The organism is Tenacibaculum soleae (assembly GCF_001693415.1).
Lineage (GTDB): Bacteria > Bacteroidota > Bacteroidia > Flavobacteriales > Flavobacteriaceae > Polaribacter > Polaribacter soleae.
Genome location: NZ_MAKX01000001.1, coordinates 26,643 through 43,816 on the forward strand (window position 1 = coordinate 26,643; position 17,174 = coordinate 43,816).

Sequence of the window (17,174 nt, forward strand, 5' to 3'; positions counted from 1 at the left end):
CTATCTAAATTTTAAAATCAACGTTATCAATGCTATCACAACAGTAGTAATTAATACACCTCTTGCTCTATAATCTTGATTCTTTTTTAAAAACACCCAAAAAACAAATAAATTAGGAATGGCTGCCAAAGCTAAAACAGGCCCTAATACTCCTCCTTCTATCACTTTTTTAAAAGTTTCGGCAAAGGAATGAATAGATATAAATTCTAAATAAATAAACAACCCGCATGCAGTAGCGAATATTGATGTTAAAGCGCCAATTATTACTTCTTTACTTATATGTCCCATGAATTAAGTTTTTGGATTGCGTGATGTGCAGTCATATCAAATTGAACAGGAACAATAGAAATAAATCCGTTTTCTAAAGCCCAAATATCAGTATCCTGCCCTTTATCTTTATTTACAAATTCACCCGATAGCCAATAATACTCTTTACCATAGGGACTTTTGCGCTTGTCGAAATTTTCTTTCCAATATCCATTTGCTTGACGACAAACACGTACTCCTTTTATCTCTTCTTCTTTTAACTTTGGAATGTTTACATTTAAAACTACTCCGTCTGGCAATCCATTTAATAAAACGTTTAATACTATTTTTTCGATAAATTTTTTAGCGGCTCTAAAATCTGCATGCCAATCAAAATCTAATAATGAAAAACCAATGGCAGGAATCCCTTCAATACCCGCTTCAACAGCCGCACTCATAGTACCAGAATAAAGTACATTTATTGATGAATTTGCACCATGATTAATACCTGAAACACATAAATCTGGTGTTTTATTTAAAATTTCATTTTTTGCCATTTTAACACAATCTGCTGGGGTACCAGAACAACTATATTCAATTTGCGGTCCTTCATCAATGGTAATAGGATTACAGCGTAATACATTATCAACTGTAATAGCATGCCCCATTCCACTTTGTGGACTATCAGGAGCTACAACAACAACATCACCAATTTTATTCATTATTTCAATAAGCATACGAATACCAGGTGCTGTAATTCCATCATCGTTTGTTACTAAAATTAAGGGTCTTTCTTGCATAGTATGTAAGTTTTACAACAAATGTAACATAAAAAAAGCATTCTTATTTTAACATTTTATAAAGAAACAATCCTACATATTATTCGTAAAATTGTAGTAATCAAACACTAATAACATGGTTCGAATTATTATCTATTTATCTGTTTTTATTATTTCTACTTTTTCTGCAATAATAAAAGCTTCATAAAAAGATCTTGCTTTTCATTTTTAATTTATAAAACTACAAACTAAAAAGCACGACCAATATAACATATAGATTATAAAAACAACTCAATATTTAGTTATATACAAGCATCACTATTAAATATGGCATTATTTTAGTAGCTTAGCAACATTAGTACTTAATTATAAAGACAGTAGATATATGAAGACGAAATTTATCATTCCTTTTTTAGCGATAACGCTATTATTTTCAAACATTATTTTTTCAAATACCGTTTCAAAATCAGACCCAGAAAAGGATAGAGTAATTATTTATGTCTTAAAAAACATTTTAAGCAGATATCATTATGTTCAAAAAGATTTAAACGATGATTTTTCAGCACATGTTTACACTAATTTTATTGATGGATTAGACCCTAACAAAAGATACTTTACACAAGAGGATTTAAAAGAGTTTTCGCAATTTAAATACCAAATAGACGATCAATTAAAAAGTAGTAACATTGACTTTTATAAATTGGTATACAATCGATTTTTATCTAAGTTAAAAACTGCAAAAAAAAATTACCGTGCTTTGCTAACCGAATCTTTTAATTACAAAAAGAAGGAAGTTATTGATATGGATTTTGAAAAAATTCCTTTTGCTAAAAATGAAAGTGAATTGGTAGATTATTGGAGAAAACAATTGAAACTTTCTATTTTAAGTAGAATTGAAGATGCAGAAGACTTACAAAACGATAAAGCAAAAAAGGATAAAACGTTTAAAAAGAAAACATTTTCTGTATTAGAAAAAGAAGCTCGGAAAGAAGTTTTAAAAAATATGAACGAATTGTACCAACGTATTGATGAACTTGAAAATTCTGATTGGTATTCAACTTTTTTAAACAGTGTAGTCAGTGGGTTTGATCCACATACAACCTACATGTCTCCTCGTTTAAAATCTCGTTTCGATCAAGAAATGTCAGGTAAATTAGAAGGTATTGGTGCTCGTTTACAAAAAAAAGGAATTTATACCCATATTGTTGAGTTAATTTCTGGAGGACCTGCTTGGAAACAAGGTGACTTAGAACCAGATGACATTATCTTAAAAGTAGCTCAAGGAGATGCAGAACCTTTAGACATTGTTGGAATGCGTTTAGATGATGCAATTAAATTTATAAAAGGAAAAAAAGGCACTGAAGTTCGTTTAACCGTTAAGAAAAAATTTGATGGTTCTACAAAAGTAATCTCAATTATTAGAGATGTTGTGGAACTAGACGAAACGTTTGTAAAATCGAGTATTGTTGAAAAAAATGGTCAAAAATACGGAGTTATCGACCTACCAAGGTTTTATATTGATTTTAATGACTTAAGCCGTAGAGATGCTGCTAAGGATATGGAAAAAGAAATTGAGCGTTTAAAAAAAGAAAACGTAAAAGGATTGATTGTTGATTTACGTGATAATGGTGGTGGCTCTTTAAAAACAGCTATTGAGATTGGTGGATTATTTATTGAAAAAGGCCCTATTGTACAAGTAAAATACAGAGATGAAGACCCGTTGGTTAAAAACGATACTGACGCTAAAGTTCAATGGAATGGTCCTTTAGTTGTAATGGTTAACGAGTTTTCTGCTTCTGCTTCTGAAATCTTTGCAGCTGCAATGCAAGATTATAAACGTGGAGTAATTATTGGTGGTAAACAAACCTACGGAAAAGGAACCGTGCAAAATGTATTACCTATTAATCGTTTTTACGAAAAATACCCGAGTGATTTAGGTGCGTTGAAAATGACGATTCAAAAATTTTACAGAATAAATGGAGGTTCTACACAAATAGAAGGAGTTTATTCTGATATTTCATTACCTAGCAGATACAGTTATATGAAATTCGGTGAACGTGATTTAGAAGGTGCATTACCTTGGGACAAGGTACAACAAGCCAAATACCAAACAACAAACTCATACAGTAATTTTGGTGATGCTGTTTATAACAGCCAACAGCGTGTTTTAAATGATAAAAAGTTTAAAAAAATTAACGAATACGCAAAATGGCTTAAGAAAAACCAGGAAGAAAGAGTGTATTCTTTAAACTACAATACTTTTAAAAAAGAAAGTCATGATAAGATAGAGGAAACTAAACAATTTAAAGATATTTTTAAATTCAACTCTAATTTAACTTTTAACTCCCCTAAATACGAATTGAACCTATTTGCTAAAGACACCGTTTTAAAAGAAAAACGCGTGGTATGGCACAAAAATTTGAAAAAAGATATTTATTTAAATGAAGCTCTTAATGTACTGAGTGAGTTAAAAATGAATAAAAATTACACAATAGTAAAACAATAAAAAAGCAGCCTTTGGGCTGCTTTTTTATTATATCTCTTTCTAATTATGATCTAAAGTCATTCTGAACTTGATTCAGAATCTCATCCTAATAGTAATTGCCTACTAAACCAACTCTAATTTTACTACCAAGCCTTCGTTAGCTCGAACATTAAAAACAGTTTCGTCTTCAAAAATTAAATACTGCCCTTTTACACCAACTAAAACCCCCGTATAAGTTTGTTCTTTTACAATATTTAAACTTTTAGGCTTTAAAGGATATTTTTCAACAGGAAAATTAATCGTAGTCTCTTCATTATTTTCAATAATATACTGTTGAGCTTCTACAGGAATAAAGCCTTTTAATTTTTCTTTCCAAGATATTAAACTTTCATCTTCAACATCATTCTTAAGCATTTTACGCCAATTAGTTTTATCAGCTACATATTCTTTTAAAGCAACTTCTGTAATTCCTGCTAAATAACGATTAGGCACCTCAACAATTTCAATTGCCTCATGCGCCCCTTGGTCTATCCAACGTGTTGGTACTTGTTGCTTTCTAGTAACTCCAACTTTTACATTACTAGAATTGGCTAAATACACAATATGTGGTTTTAATTGCACGCTTTTTTCGTATTCTAAATCACGATCTTCAATACCTAAATGTGCTTTACTTAATTCTGGTCGCATAATCCAATCACCAGCATTGGGTGTTTCAAAAAAACATTTTTTACAAAACCCTTGACGGTATATCGTTTTTTCTAAATGACAGTTTAAACATTCGTACGTAACAAAACTTAGTGTTATTTCTTTATTTAACAACTGATTTACATTTATAAAATCAGATTTCATATCTAAATAATACGCAACCGTCTCTAAATTTTCGGTTCTCATTTTTTTTAAAACTCCTTGGTATTGCATGTCTTAAATTTTATTACTTTTAGCTTCACAAACTTACAGTAAAAAAATTAAATTAAGAGCTAATCTATGTCGTTTCCATTTATAAATTCTATCATTTCTTGGTTTTTAAAAAAGCGCAAACATCAAGTAGAATTGTTTTTAAAATATCCAATTGATGTACAAAACGAGTTATTACAAAAATTATTAAATACTGCAAAAAAAACTGAATTTGGTAAACTGTATAGCTTTTCGTCAATAAAAAACTATACTGATTTTGCCGCCAATGTTCCTATTCAAAAATATGAAAGCATAGAGCCTCTAATTGAACGCTGCAGAAAAGGTGAACAAAATTTATTTTGGCCCACCCCTATTCATTGGTTTGCAAAAAGTAGCGGAACAACAAATGCTAAAAGTAAGTTTATACCTGTTAGTGATGAAGCGCTAGAAGACTGCCACTTAAAAGCAGGAAAAGACATGCTGTGTTTATACATCAACAACAACGAAGAAACACAAATGTTTACAGGTAAAGGATTAAAACTAGGCGGTAGTACGGCTATTTACGAAGATAATAATTCTTATTTCGGGGATTTATCGGCAATTATTACCGAAAACTTACCTTTTTGGGCAGATTTTAGCTCTGCTCCTAGCTCTGAAGTTTCTTTAATGGCTGAATGGGAAACTAAAATGGAAGCTATCATTGATGAGACTATTAACGAAAACATTACGAGTTTAGTTGGTGTTCCTAGCTGGATGTTAGTTTTATTAAATCGTGTTTTAGAAAAAACAGGGAAAAATAATATTTTAGAAGTATGGCCTAATTTAGAAGTCTATTTTCATGGTGGCGTAAATTTTAATCCATATCGAGAGCAATATAAAAAGCTGATCCCTAAAGAAAGTTTCAAATATTATGAAACCTACAACGCATCAGAAGGTTTTTTTGGTATTCAAGACAGAAATAATTCTAACGAAATGTTACTCATGTTAGATTATGGTATCTTTTATGAATTTATCCCAATGAGTGATTATAATGGTGAAAACTCAGTTGCTATACAGCTTTCTGAAGTAAAAAAAGGAATTAATTACGCTGTAATAATTACAACTAACGGTGGTTTATGGCGTTATTTAATAGGTGATACTGTTAAATTTACATCAACAAATCCATATCGTATAAAAATTACTGGACGCACCAAACATCATATTAATGTTTTTGGCGAAGAATTAATTATCGAGAATGCTGAAAAAGCATTGAAAATTGCTAGCCAAAAAACCAACGCTAATATTAAAGATTATACTGTTGGCCCTGTTTTTATGAATGACAAAAAAAGTGGTGCGCATGAGTGGATTATTGAATTTAGTAATCCACCAAAAAATATTACTTATTTTACTCAATTATTAGACGATGCTTTAAAAACTATTAATTCTGATTATGAAGCTAAACGGTATAACAATATGACTTTAGCGATGCCTATAATACACGAAGCTCGTAAAAATTTATTTTATGATTGGTTAAGAGAAAAAGGTAAATTAGGTGGGCAACATAAAGTTCCTCGTTTATCTAACAAACGTGATTTTGTTGAAGAACTACTAAAATTGTAATTTATGAATTCTTTCTTAGAACAAAATGCTTCTTTGCTATTAGAAGACCCTGAATTAGCTGCTGCTTTTAAAAATACTGTGAAGTTTGAGAAATACCCAAAACATCACATTTTACATGAAGCAGGCAAAATTTGCAATTACATGTATATAATTACATCTGGTATTGCTCGTGTATTTTATTACAAAGAAGATAAAGATGTTACCGTTCATATTTCAGCAGAGCAAGAAACTATTACAGCTATAGATAGTTTTATTCAACGTAAAAAAAGTAAATATACTATTGAAGCCCTAGAAGATTTAGAGGTTTTAAAAATTGAGCATGCCGATTTAGAAAACCTATTTGAAATAAACCCAAAATTTGAACGTTTCGGCAGATTATTTTTACAACAAATTTATGTTGAATTAGTAGAACGAATTGATGACTTACAGCTACACACTACACAAGAACGTTATCAAATTTTATTAGATAAAAAACCGCATCTTTTTAAGAGAATTTCAGCAAAGCACATTGCTTCTTTTTTAGGTATGACTCCGGAAACTTTTAGTAGAATTAGAGCAAAGTAGTTTTCTTGATAATTGTCAAGAATTTATAGCAAACTATAAAATACCTTTGTCTTATAATCTACAATAATGATAATAGCAAACGCTTTACAACAGTTTTATAAAGAAAATAATTTTGCAAAAGATGGTGGTGAAAGTGAAGACACTTTTAACTTAAAATTTAAACTATTCACTTTAAAACTCCCTAATTCTCAATTCAGAAAAAAAGTCGTTCACATTCATGATATTCAACATATTTTATATAATTGTGATACGACATGGAAAGGAGAAGCCTTTATTGCGGGTTGGGAAATATCAACAGGTATATGGAAACATTTCCCCATAGGTTTTATGAGTTTATGGGCAATGGGATTTTCTTTATTAAACTACCCTAAAGATGTTTTTAAAGGCTATAAAGCGGGTATAAACACAATTGGTATAGTAGATTTAAAACTTAGTAAACAAGAATTATTAGTATTATCAATTGATCATTTAAAAAAGAAAATTCAAAAGAAAAAAAATATTAAAATGGATATTTTACAATATCTTATTTTTACTTTTTGGATACTAGTTAGTCTTATTGTTTTTTTATTTCCTTTTAGTACATTACCTTTTTTTCTATTATTCTAACAGGCAATTTATATTGCGTAGCTACTGGAATGCCTCTTTTGTAAGCAGGTGTTATTTGGGGTAATTTCATAATCGACGCTCTTAAAACACTATCTAATTTCGGAAACTGCTGAATAACCTTTTTTGAATATTTTATTTCTTCTAATTTAAATATGCCTCTTTTGTCAACTAACAAATCAATTAAAATAGTTTCATTAATTGTTTCTTTTGTTATAAACTTATAAGTAGCAATCGAGTTTTGTATTCTTTTAGTCACTTCTTCATAAAAACAAGCTTTTTTTTCACTAATCGGTAATTGATTACAAATTTTAAACGTAGGTGATATATCTACTTTTGTAAAGTCAATTATCGAATTAAAGTTATTTTTTGTAGTTTTCTTTGAAAAAGAATCGCACGATAAAAACAAGAAAAGCATTATTACAAAAACTACATCATAAAATCGCATCTAACTGATTTTTAGATGAAAATACAAAAAATAATTTACTCTAACACCTCGCCTTTTAAGAAATAAAACTTTTTAATTTCCTTTAATCTTGTTTTTACTTGACTCGTTAATAAAGAATCACTTGTTCTAAACTTGTTCATATAGTTTTTATAATATTTATAGGCTATCCTTTTATCCTTATAAAAATGTTCTGAAGTATTTGCCAACTGAAACAATGCTCTGTAGTTTTTATAATTTTCATCATAAGCATCTTTATACGCATTCATTTCTTTTTTAGGCTCACCTAACTCTTTATAAACTCTAGCTATCTGATAATATTCTGTATCACGCGCTTCTTTACCCACAAATGTTGCAAACCAATAGTTAAAACGAGCACTTTTATAGTCTTTTTCAGCAAAATCAATATCGCCTAAATACGTGTATGATTTAAAATCTGCTCTATCTATTTTTAATGCTTTTTTAAAATTATTTCTTGCATTTTCATAGTCTTTTAATTTAAAAAAACTGCGTCCTAACATTTTTTTTGTGTAGTGCTCGTTTGGCTCTAATGAATCAATTTTTTCCAATAAGTCAATAGCTTTTAAGTATTGTTTACTCCTATATAGCTTATTAATTTTTAATCTATTTAAAGCAACATGGTTTGTATTTACTTTTAACCCTTTATCAATAAATAAATTTGACGAATCTTTATCCCTTAAAAGTGTATACGCGACTGCCAACTGATGAATTGCTTTTATATGTTCATTATCATTCTTATAGGTATCTAAAAAACTATTAATTTTTAAATCTCTCTTTTTTAGCATTGCGTACGCAATCCCTATTTGATAATGATAACTTGCATTAGTTTTATCTTTTTGTAGTAAAAAAGCAAAAACCTTTTTAGCTTTTTTAGGTTGCTTTGTTTGTAAATACAGTTTTCCTAACCTATACTTTATTAATAAATTATCTGAATCATCAGCAGTAATTTCTTCAAAAATTTTAATTGCTTTTTGCAGCTTTTTTTCTTTTTGATAACTTTTACCTAAGGCTATTTTAGTAGAATATTCGTCTTTTAATAAAAGCGCTTTTTCGTAATATTTAGATGCTTGTTTATAATTATCTATCGAACTATAAATACTTGCAATTTTTTTGTTTGATTTATAATTCTCAGGCAATTTTTTAAGTTGTATTAATGCTTTTTGATAACGACCAATATGTACCAAGTTATCAATAGATTTAAAAGCCGAGGTTTGCGCCCCGACTTTTAAAAATGAAATAATAAGAACAATACTTAAAATTTTATTTTTCATATAATTTTACTCAACTATAAATGATATTGGTAACACATATCCGACCTTTACTTTTTTACCTTCATGCTCACCTGGTTTCATTTGGGGTAACTTTTTAATCATTTCCATTGCCGCTTCTTTTAGTTTCGGGTGTGGTGCTCTTGCTTTTACATCTGTAATGCTACCATCTTTATCTATTTTGAACTGTACATAAATTTTCTTTTTTCCTGATTTCAACCCTAAAGCATTTGCTAATTTGACATCAAAATTTTCTTTTACAAAATCCTGTAAACTTCTATTTAAACAACTTTTATTTCCTTCTTCACAACCTGGAAACGTTGGTGCATTTTCTATGATTGAAAATGGAATATCCTCGCCTTTTATGTGTTTTTTTCTTTCACTTTTTGAGAAATCAAATAAATGAGCAATAATTTTTCGTCCATTAAATCCTGAGAAAATTTTCACATTCATCGTTGAACCAATTTTACTCGAATTAACTTTATCCCTTATATTAAAAAACTCTTGTTTTTCTTCTTCAGATAATTCCTTTATAGATAATTCTTTTCCTAAATCTACCTTACTATCTCCATAATAAGAATCTAGTAAGCTAGTTTTCTCTCCTTTTATTGATGTTAATTTACCTTCTTTACTATTATAAATTGTCATCAGTTCTTCTTCGGATTCTTTTTTTTCATTATCACTACACGCTGTGTAGAGCACCATACTAGCCAGCAACGGAATTAATAATAAATACTTTAATTGCTTCACTTGTTTTGATTTTCCTTTTGTCATCATAATAATTCTTTTTTTAATTAATGAATGTTTATAAAATTGATTTACGAATGAGATGTTTTCTACCTGAAAAATATCAGCTAATAAATTATTAATGTAATTTTCTTTTTCGGTTGCTTTACTTACCACATCATCTGAAATATATTCGTGTACTAACGATATGCGGTTTTGATACACATACACCATCGGATTAAACCACATGAATATTCTTAAAAACTCAAAAAACAATAAATCTAAGGTGTGTTTTTGTGTACTGTGAACTAATTCGTGTTCAATTATCTTTTCTTGCTTTTCAGTAGGAATCCCTTTTCCTAAGAAGATATAATTGAAAAACGAAAAAGCTTTTGCATTTTTAGGCAACAACACTAATTTGTATGCCTGTCTGTTTTCGCTTCCGTATTTAAAAATCAAACGAACTATTCGCTGTAGTTTTATAATAAAAATGGTTAAAAAAAGTAAACTCCCCGCTACAAACAAAACATCTAAATAGTTTATAGATTGATACCAAGCTGCTTTTTCTAATACACTTTGTGGCGACAAAACTACTTCGGGTAATAAAATGGTGTATTCTAACGGAACTACTTTTTGTATGGTTGGTATTTTAAAAAGTGGTAATAAAAATGAAATAACCGATGTACTTAATAAATACCACCTGTTTTTAGTGAAAAAAGTTTCTTTACTAAAAAAGAAATCATATACTGCCACAAATAACACCTGAAATAAGATGACTTGAATTATATAATTTATCATGAGTCTTTATTTTATGTTATCACTTTGAGTTTTATTGATAGAGATAAACTTGTAAAATGCTCTCGATACAAATTTTTCATATTTCAAAATTTACTCGAACTAACGATTACTTTTTGTTTTTATTAACTTCTTTTAAAATACTTTCAAGCTCGTTAATATTCATTTCGTTTTCTTTCATAAAAAACGACACCATGCTTTTAAACGAACCTCCAAAATAACCATCCATTAACTTATGTAAGCTTTGGTTACTATAAGAAGATTTTTCAATTAAAGGATAATACACATAACCTCTTCCTTTTGTTCTGTGCCCAACAAATTCTTTAGTTTCTAAAATTCTGATAATTGTTGAAACTGTATTGTATGCTGGTTTCGGAATGGGTAATTCTTCAATTACATTTTTTACAGATGCCTCTTTTAACTCCCATAAAACTTGCATTATTTGCTCTTCGGCTTTTGTTAATTGTTTATTCATACTGTATGTTTTAATAACTTCGATTCAAATATAACTAAAAAATTAGTTAAAACTAATTTTTTAGTTACAAATATGTAACAAACAATTCTTATTTTCGTCTTATAGTTAGATAATTAATAGTTTTTATATGGATGTGTTTTTAATTTTAGTAGGCTTTTGTTTTGTTTGTTTAGGAATCATTGGTGCTTTTTTACCAGTTTTACCTGGCCCAATTACAAGTTGGATTGGCTTATTATTACTGCACTTAACAAAAGTAATTCCGCAAGATTGGTGGTTTTTAGGAATCACCTTAGCTATTGCTGTTATTATATTTATTCTAGATTATTTTATTCCTGCCATGGGAGCCAAACGTTTTGGGGGCACTAAATACGGAGTATACGGTACAACGATCGGACTAATTATTGGTTTATTATCTCCTATTCCTTTCGGAATTATAATCGGTGCTTTTTTAGGAGCATTAATTGGCGAATTAATTTATGACAGCAAAGATACCAGCAGAGCTTTAAAAGCATCGTTTGGAGCTTTGCTTGGTTTTATTACTTCAGCAACCATTAAATTTTCGATTGCTGTTGTTTATTTTGTTTTGTTTTTTACTACTCTTTGGGAATACAGAAATGCTTTTATTTAAGTTAAACACTTAGTAAATAAGCTTAGCCCCGATTGTAGTATTTGTTTGAGCTCCTCGCAGAGAGCGAGTGCGAAAAGCGGGAAATAGCTTCAAAAAAAATAGATTATTTTAAATTTAGAACAAAAAAAAAGCAACCCATCTCAGGGAAGCTTTCCATTGGTTAACAAAACCATGACACTATTTAAAGTGCCTAACAACACAACTAAATGCTACTTTTAAAAAAAAGCAGCCTGCAAATATACAACCATTTTTAAGACTACCAAATTTTTTTATTTTTTTCTGTAAAAACTTGCATTTGTTTAGCGTTGTTTAATTCTGCAATTGATTGTATCTTTGCAGCTTCATTAAAAATTATAAAAAACAACCCATGCAATTATCAGAACAAGAAGTTGTACGTAGAGAAAAGTTAGGGAAACTACGCGAATTAGGTATTAATCCGTACCCTGCTGATTTATTTCCATTAGATTCAAATTCAACAAGTATTAAAAACGAATTTGAAGAAGGTAAAAAGGTGGTAATTGCTGGTAGATTAATGAGTCGTCGTATTCAAGGAAAAGCTTCTTTTGCTGAATTACAAGATAGCGATGGAAGAATTCAAGTATATTTTAATCGTGATGAAATTTGTGCTGGCGAAGATAAAACCTTGTACAATGAAGTATATAAAAAACTACTAGATATTGGTGATTTTATTGGTATTGAAGGTGAGTTATTTACTACCAAAGTAGGCGAAAAAACCGTAATGGTTAAAGGCTTTAAATTGTTAAGTAAATCATTAAAACCTTTACCACTACCTAAAGTCGATGCTGAAGGAAATACGTTTGATGGGTTTACAGACCCTGAAATGCGTTACCGTCAGCGTTATGCCGATTTAGTGGTAAACCCCCATGTAAAAGATGTGTTTGTTAAGCGTACAAAGTTGTTTACTGCAATGCGTAACTTTTTTAATAACGCTGGTTATTTTGAAGTTGAAACTCCTGTTTTACAACCTATTGCTGGTGGTGCTTCTGCAAGACCTTTTGTAACGCATCATAATGCTTTAGATGTGCCTTTATACATGCGTATTGCTAACGAATTATATCTTAAAAGATTAATTGTTGGTGGTTTTGATGGTGTGTATGAGTTTTCTAAAAACTTTAGAAACGAAGGAATGGATAGAACTCATAATCCTGAATTTACAGCGATGGAAATTTATGTAGCTTACAAAGACTACAACTGGATGATGGATTTTACAGAGCGCTTATTAGAGCACTGTGCTATTGCTGTAAACGGAACAACAAAAACTACTTTTGGTGAACACGAGGTAGATTTTAAAGCACCGTACGCAAGAGTTACCATGGCCGATTCTATAAAACATTTTACAGGGTTTGATATTACCGGAAAATCTGAAAGTGAGCTTTTTGAAGCTGCTAAAGAAATGGGTATTGAGGTTGATGCAACCATGGGTAAAGGAAAATTAATTGATGAAATGTTTGGTGAAAAATGTGAAGGAAATTACATTCAGCCTACTTTTATTACTGATTATCCGAAGGAAATGTCGCCTTTATGTAAAGAACACAGAGACAACCCTGAATTAACAGAACGTTTTGAATTAATGGTTTGTGGTAAAGAAATTGCCAATGCTTATTCTGAGTTAAACGACCCTATCGATCAGCGCGAGCGTTTTGAAGCGCAGCTTAAATTAGCTGAACGTGGTGATGATGAAGCGAGTGAATTTATAGATCATGATTTTTTACGTGCTTTAGAATACGGTATGCCTCCAACATCTGGTTTAGGAATTGGTATGGACCGTTTAATTATGTACTTAACAAACAATCCATCAATACAAGAAGTATTGTTTTTCCCTCAAATGAGACCTGAAAAAAAAGCTCCTGCTGTTGAATTAAATGATGATGAAAAAGCAGTGTTAGCATTGATTGAAAAGGCTGAAAATATTGCTTTAAATGATTTAAAAACGCAAAGTGGCTTATCAAACAAAAAATGGGACAAAACCATTAAGGGTTTAACCAAAAACAAATTAGCGAAAGTTGAAAAAACAGACGATGGTTTATTTGTTGAAATAGTATAAATATTCTTTTAAAGAAATAAAAAAGCAACCAAATTTGGTTGCTTTTTTTATTTCTTTTTCTAAATACCATTCTTATTAAAATTAACAACCTGCGTCTCCAATCGTTAATTCAAATTGTTGTTTTACCAACTTTCCTTTGTTGTTTTTTGCAGGCATCCACTTAGGCATTTGTTCTAGTAATTGTATTATAGATTTATCTACAGAAATCACTCTTGAAGATTCTGTTACTTTTATACTGGTCGTCTCACCTTTCTCATCAACCGTAAATGTAATTTTAGTACTTTGTCCTGATTCAAATTCCCAATTTCTAATCTCAGTACTACTATTATTTCTTAAATATACTGTTAAGTCATTTTCTCCTCCTTTAAAACGAGCTGGAACATCAGGAACAATCGTTACTCTTTTTTTTATTTCGCTAGTATCTACTCCCTTTTTCACAGAGTTTTTCGTTTTATAAACGATTCTAACTAACATATCATCACCAACCTTTGCACTCTTTAAGAGTGCCTGTTGTTTACTTGTTAAAGCTACATTTTTACTTAATTCTTTTTTTTCTTTATTATTACTAATTCTTGTAATTTCAACTAAAACATATTCTTCAATCCAACTAGAAGGATAATACTCAAATATTTCTTTTACTGTTTTAGCTTTACTTAAAATACCTTTTGTAGTTGTTTTATTGTTTGCACTCCTTACGGAATACGTAAGTTTTCTTATAGGAGTTGGTTTTAAAATCGTATTACTAAAACCTGTAGACATAACGTCCGCACAGTTTTTTAGGGCAACCTTTTTTTGATAATCTTTCTTATCTATAAAACTAAATATGATAAAACTTGTAATAATTAATAAACTTGTTGAAATAAAAATTTTTGTTCTCATAAATGTCTTCTTTTACATAGTAAATATACTTATTAGTACATAAGTATCTGAAAATTAAATGTAAAAAAAGTGTAAAACCTTAATTTTTACACTTTTTTTACATTTAATTCAACTTATAAATAGCTAATTATTTTTCACTAACTTTAGTGAGCTATGAAAAAACTAATTGAATATTTACCTTTTCAATTTCTGATTTGTTTGATAATTGGGATTATTTTACAGTATTACAATCGTATATGGTATTATGATTTTAATTATCTAATTGCATGTACACTCTTATTTCTACTTTTTTTATACGTATTAAAAAGAAAGAAATTTCGAAAGTTGTTTTCTATTAATGCGTTGTTCTTTTTTATAATTATCGGAATTTCATCTGTATTTATACACAACCCTAAAAATTACAACGATTATTACCAATATCATATCTCTAACAATTCAACAGCAATAGTAAGTATTCATAAAGTTTTAAAATCAGACAATTACAATCATAAATTTATTGCCGATGTAACTCAAGTTGATTCTAAAAAAACTAGTGGATCGATTTTAATAAATCTAAAAAAAGACAGCGTTTCTACAACTTTAACTATTGATGATCGTATCTTTTTAAAACCTGATTTTAAAAACTTAACAGCTCCATTAAATCTGCATCAATTTAATTACAAAAAATACTTAGATAAACAGTATATCTATCAACAGATTTTCATCCATAAAAAAGAATATAAAGTATTACAAAAAGAAACTGTTTCTTTGTATGGATTATCCGCACAATTCAGAAATAAAATACAAACTTCCTTAAAAAGATACTCTTTTACTAAAGATCAACTTTCAGTAATTAATGCTTTGTTATTAGGGCAGCGTCAAGATATTTCTAAAAACCTTCTTGAAAGTTATATCAATGCTGGAGCTGTACATATTTTAGCCATTTCTGGTTTACATATCGGTATTATCTTACTACTGTTATCATCTTTATTTAAACCTTTAGAGCGTTTAAAATATGGAGCAACAATAAAAGCAATACTCGTCGTTATTTTACTATGGATGTTTGCTTTTATCGCTGGTTTATCAGCTTCAGTTGTTAGAGCAGTTACTATGTTTACATTTATTGCCTTTGGTGCTTCTTTTAAGAAAAAAAGAATCGTAGAACATTCATTAATAAGCTCGATGTTTCTTTTATTATTAGTAAAACCTATGTTTTTATTTGATGTAGGTTTTCAATTAAGTTATCTGGCTGTTTTCGGAATTATTTGGATACAACCACTACTATACAAACTATACAAACCTAAACTTTGGTTGCTCGATAAAGTTTGGAGTTTACTTACAGTTTCTGTTGCTGCACAAGTAGGAATATTACCTGTTAGCTTGTATTATTTTCATCAATTTCCTGGGCTTTTTATTATATCAAATCTACTAATCATTCCTTTTTTAGGCGGTATCTTAATCGGCGGAATTTTAGTTATATTATTTGCGTTGTTAAATTTACTCCCGCAATTTCTTGTTGATGTTTACGGATTTGTTATTTCTTTAATGAATAAAATAGTTGATGGGATTGCAAATCAAGAAACTTTTTTATGGCAAGAAATATCGATGTCTTTTTACGAAATGATTTGCTGGTATTTTATAATCATATTTACGTATCAATTTATACTTGTTAGAAAAGCAAAACAACTGTTGTTTTTATTTACATCCATCGTTATTATACAAACCGTGTTTATTTTCGAAAAAAGGGATCGACAACAAAAACAGGAATTTATAGTTTTTAATAGAAGTAGAAAAAATATTTTAGCAAAAAGAAATGGGAATCAACTATGTGTTTTTCACAACTTGGATAGTCTTAAAATAACTGCTAACAAAGCAATTATAGATTATCAGATAAATGAAAATGTAAGAAGTAAGTTTACTAATAAAATACCTAATTACTTTAAGTTTAATTCTGATGAAATTATAATCATTGATAGTTTAGGTGTTTATAATATTGGTACTAAAAACCCTATTGTGATATTACAACATTCTCCTAAAATTAATTTAACTCGCTTGATAAACATCTTAAAACCTAAACAAATAGTTGCTGACGGAAGTAATTACAAGAGTTATATAAACCAATGGAAGGTAACTTGTAGAAAACAAAAAATTCCGTTTCATCATACTGGACAAAACGGAGCATATATTCTTTTTAAAAACTAATTAGATAGTCCCTTTAAAGTTTTTTGAAAATTTTTGCCACTTAGTTTTTTTATAATTGTCTTTTGCAAAATATGCTAAAATTTTTTCAAACTTTTTTTCATCTAAATAACCAGGAACTGCTTGAATTAATTGCTCTTTTGGAGTAAAAAAAGCAGTAGAAGGATAACTCATTTTTCCTTTTAAAATAGCAGCAGCTAATTCATGATATTTACTTCTACCCTGTTGTACAAACTTATAAGTTTTACCTTTAAAAGTAATATCTTCTTTTCCTTCACCATCCATTTTTACTGCATAATAATTATCATTAATATACTTAACGATAACCTCATTTTTATAGGTAGTTTTATCCATCTTTTTGCACCATCCACACCAATCTGTATATAAATCTACTAAAATAGGCTTTGGGTTTTCTTTGTTTTTTTCTATCGCTTCTTCAAAAGTTAACCAATTAACTTCTTCTTGTGCTTTTACTACGACTGAAATAAATGCAAATACAGCTACTAAAATTATTTTTCTCATAT

The 17,174-nt window shown here is 29.3% G+C and carries 16 protein-coding genes; 7 read left to right on the forward strand and 9 right to left on the reverse strand.

What is annotated here, in order from left to right; translation table 11 throughout:
- Together BA195_RS00110 and surE are read right to left on the reverse strand one after the other, a co-directional pair.
- A complete protein-coding gene (locus BA195_RS00110; protein ID WP_068701200.1) occupies positions 1 to 288 on the reverse strand; it encodes a hypothetical protein in 288 nt (95 codons plus the stop codon).
- Positions 276 to 1,046 (reverse strand): 5'/3'-nucleotidase SurE, encoded by a 771-nt coding sequence (gene surE, locus BA195_RS00115; RefSeq protein WP_068701202.1) that lies wholly within the window; start codon positions 1,044 to 1,046, stop codon positions 276 to 278. The genes BA195_RS00110 and surE overlap by 13 nt, the downstream gene beginning before the upstream one ends.
- A 364-nt stretch (positions 1,047 to 1,410) precedes the next feature.
- Here surE and BA195_RS00120 point away from each other — a divergent pair, with 364 nt between their 5' ends.
- Positions 1,411 to 3,531, forward strand: coding sequence for a carboxy terminal-processing peptidase (locus tag BA195_RS00120; RefSeq protein WP_068701204.1), 2,121 nt, complete (start codon positions 1,411 to 1,413; stop codon positions 3,529 to 3,531).
- Between the two features lie 102 nt (positions 3,532 to 3,633).
- Here the strand turns inward: BA195_RS00120 and BA195_RS00125 are convergent, their stop codons facing one another.
- The gene (locus BA195_RS00125; RefSeq protein WP_068701206.1) at positions 3,634 to 4,428 is read right to left on the reverse strand and encodes a DUF2797 domain-containing protein; all 795 of its coding nucleotides are present in this window, start codon (positions 4,426 to 4,428) and stop codon (positions 3,634 to 3,636) included.
- A 66-nt stretch (positions 4,429 to 4,494) separates the two neighbouring features.
- Between BA195_RS00125 and BA195_RS00130 the strand changes: the two genes are divergently transcribed.
- From BA195_RS00130 to BA195_RS00140, 3 genes are all read left to right on the forward strand, one after another.
- Positions 4,495 to 6,003 (forward strand): GH3 auxin-responsive promoter family protein, encoded by a 1,509-nt coding sequence (locus tag BA195_RS00130; RefSeq protein ID WP_068701208.1) that lies wholly within the window; start codon positions 4,495 to 4,497, stop codon positions 6,001 to 6,003.
- A 3-nt stretch (positions 6,004 to 6,006) separates the two neighbouring features.
- Positions 6,007 to 6,567: a Crp/Fnr family transcriptional regulator gene (locus BA195_RS00135; protein ID WP_084442974.1), complete on the forward strand. Its 561-nt coding sequence runs from the start codon at positions 6,007 to 6,009 to the stop codon at positions 6,565 to 6,567.
- A gap of 66 nt (positions 6,568 to 6,633) precedes the next feature.
- Positions 6,634 to 7,173, forward strand: a complete 540-nt coding sequence (locus BA195_RS00140; RefSeq protein ID WP_068701210.1) for a hypothetical protein — start codon at positions 6,634 to 6,636, stop codon at positions 7,171 to 7,173.
- Here the strand turns inward: BA195_RS00140 and BA195_RS00145 are convergent.
- The 4 genes from BA195_RS00145 to BA195_RS00160 form a co-directional block, all read right to left on the reverse strand.
- Positions 7,142 to 7,618 (reverse strand): hypothetical protein, encoded by a 477-nt coding sequence (locus BA195_RS00145; protein WP_068701212.1) that lies wholly within the window; start codon positions 7,616 to 7,618, stop codon positions 7,142 to 7,144. The genes BA195_RS00140 and BA195_RS00145 overlap by 32 nt on opposite strands.
- A 35-nt stretch (positions 7,619 to 7,653) precedes the next feature.
- The gene (locus BA195_RS14130) at positions 7,654 to 8,907 is read right to left on the reverse strand and encodes a tetratricopeptide repeat protein (protein ID WP_084442976.1); all 1,254 of its coding nucleotides are present in this window, start codon (positions 8,905 to 8,907) and stop codon (positions 7,654 to 7,656) included.
- 6 nt (positions 8,908 to 8,913) lie between these two features.
- Positions 8,914 to 10,428: a M56 family metallopeptidase gene (locus BA195_RS00155; RefSeq protein ID WP_068701214.1), complete on the reverse strand. Its 1,515-nt coding sequence runs from the start codon at positions 10,426 to 10,428 to the stop codon at positions 8,914 to 8,916.
- 106 nt (positions 10,429 to 10,534) lie between these two features.
- Positions 10,535 to 10,900 (reverse strand): BlaI/MecI/CopY family transcriptional regulator, encoded by a 366-nt coding sequence (locus tag BA195_RS00160; RefSeq protein ID WP_068701216.1) that lies wholly within the window; start codon positions 10,898 to 10,900, stop codon positions 10,535 to 10,537.
- 127 nt (positions 10,901 to 11,027) lie between these two features.
- Here BA195_RS00160 and BA195_RS00165 point away from each other — a divergent pair, with 127 nt between their 5' ends.
- A complete protein-coding gene (locus BA195_RS00165) occupies positions 11,028 to 11,528 on the forward strand; it encodes a DUF456 domain-containing protein (RefSeq protein WP_068701218.1) in 501 nt (166 codons plus the stop codon).
- Positions 11,529 to 11,895: 367 nt separating this feature from the next.
- Positions 11,896 to 13,593 (forward strand): lysine--tRNA ligase, encoded by a 1,698-nt coding sequence (gene lysS / locus BA195_RS00170; RefSeq protein ID WP_068701220.1) that lies wholly within the window; start codon positions 11,896 to 11,898, stop codon positions 13,591 to 13,593.
- A gap of 81 nt (positions 13,594 to 13,674) precedes the next feature.
- Here the strand turns inward: lysS and BA195_RS00175 are convergent, their stop codons facing one another.
- Positions 13,675 to 14,472 carry an energy transducer TonB gene (locus tag BA195_RS00175; RefSeq protein ID WP_068701222.1) on the reverse strand — a complete coding sequence of 266 codons (798 nt, stop codon included), beginning with the start codon at positions 14,470 to 14,472 and terminating at the stop codon, positions 13,675 to 13,677.
- A gap of 153 nt (positions 14,473 to 14,625) precedes the next feature.
- On the opposite strand from BA195_RS00175, the gene BA195_RS00180 reads away from it, so the two are divergent.
- Positions 14,626 to 16,653 (forward strand): ComEC/Rec2 family competence protein, encoded by a 2,028-nt coding sequence (locus BA195_RS00180; RefSeq protein ID WP_068701224.1) that lies wholly within the window; start codon positions 14,626 to 14,628, stop codon positions 16,651 to 16,653.
- On the opposite strand, the gene BA195_RS00185 is transcribed toward BA195_RS00180, so the two are convergent.
- On the reverse strand, positions 16,654 to 17,172 hold the full coding sequence (locus BA195_RS00185) for a thioredoxin family protein (protein WP_068701226.1): 519 nt from the start codon (positions 17,170 to 17,172) through the stop codon (positions 16,654 to 16,656).
- Between the last annotated feature and the right edge of the window lie 2 nt (positions 17,173 to 17,174).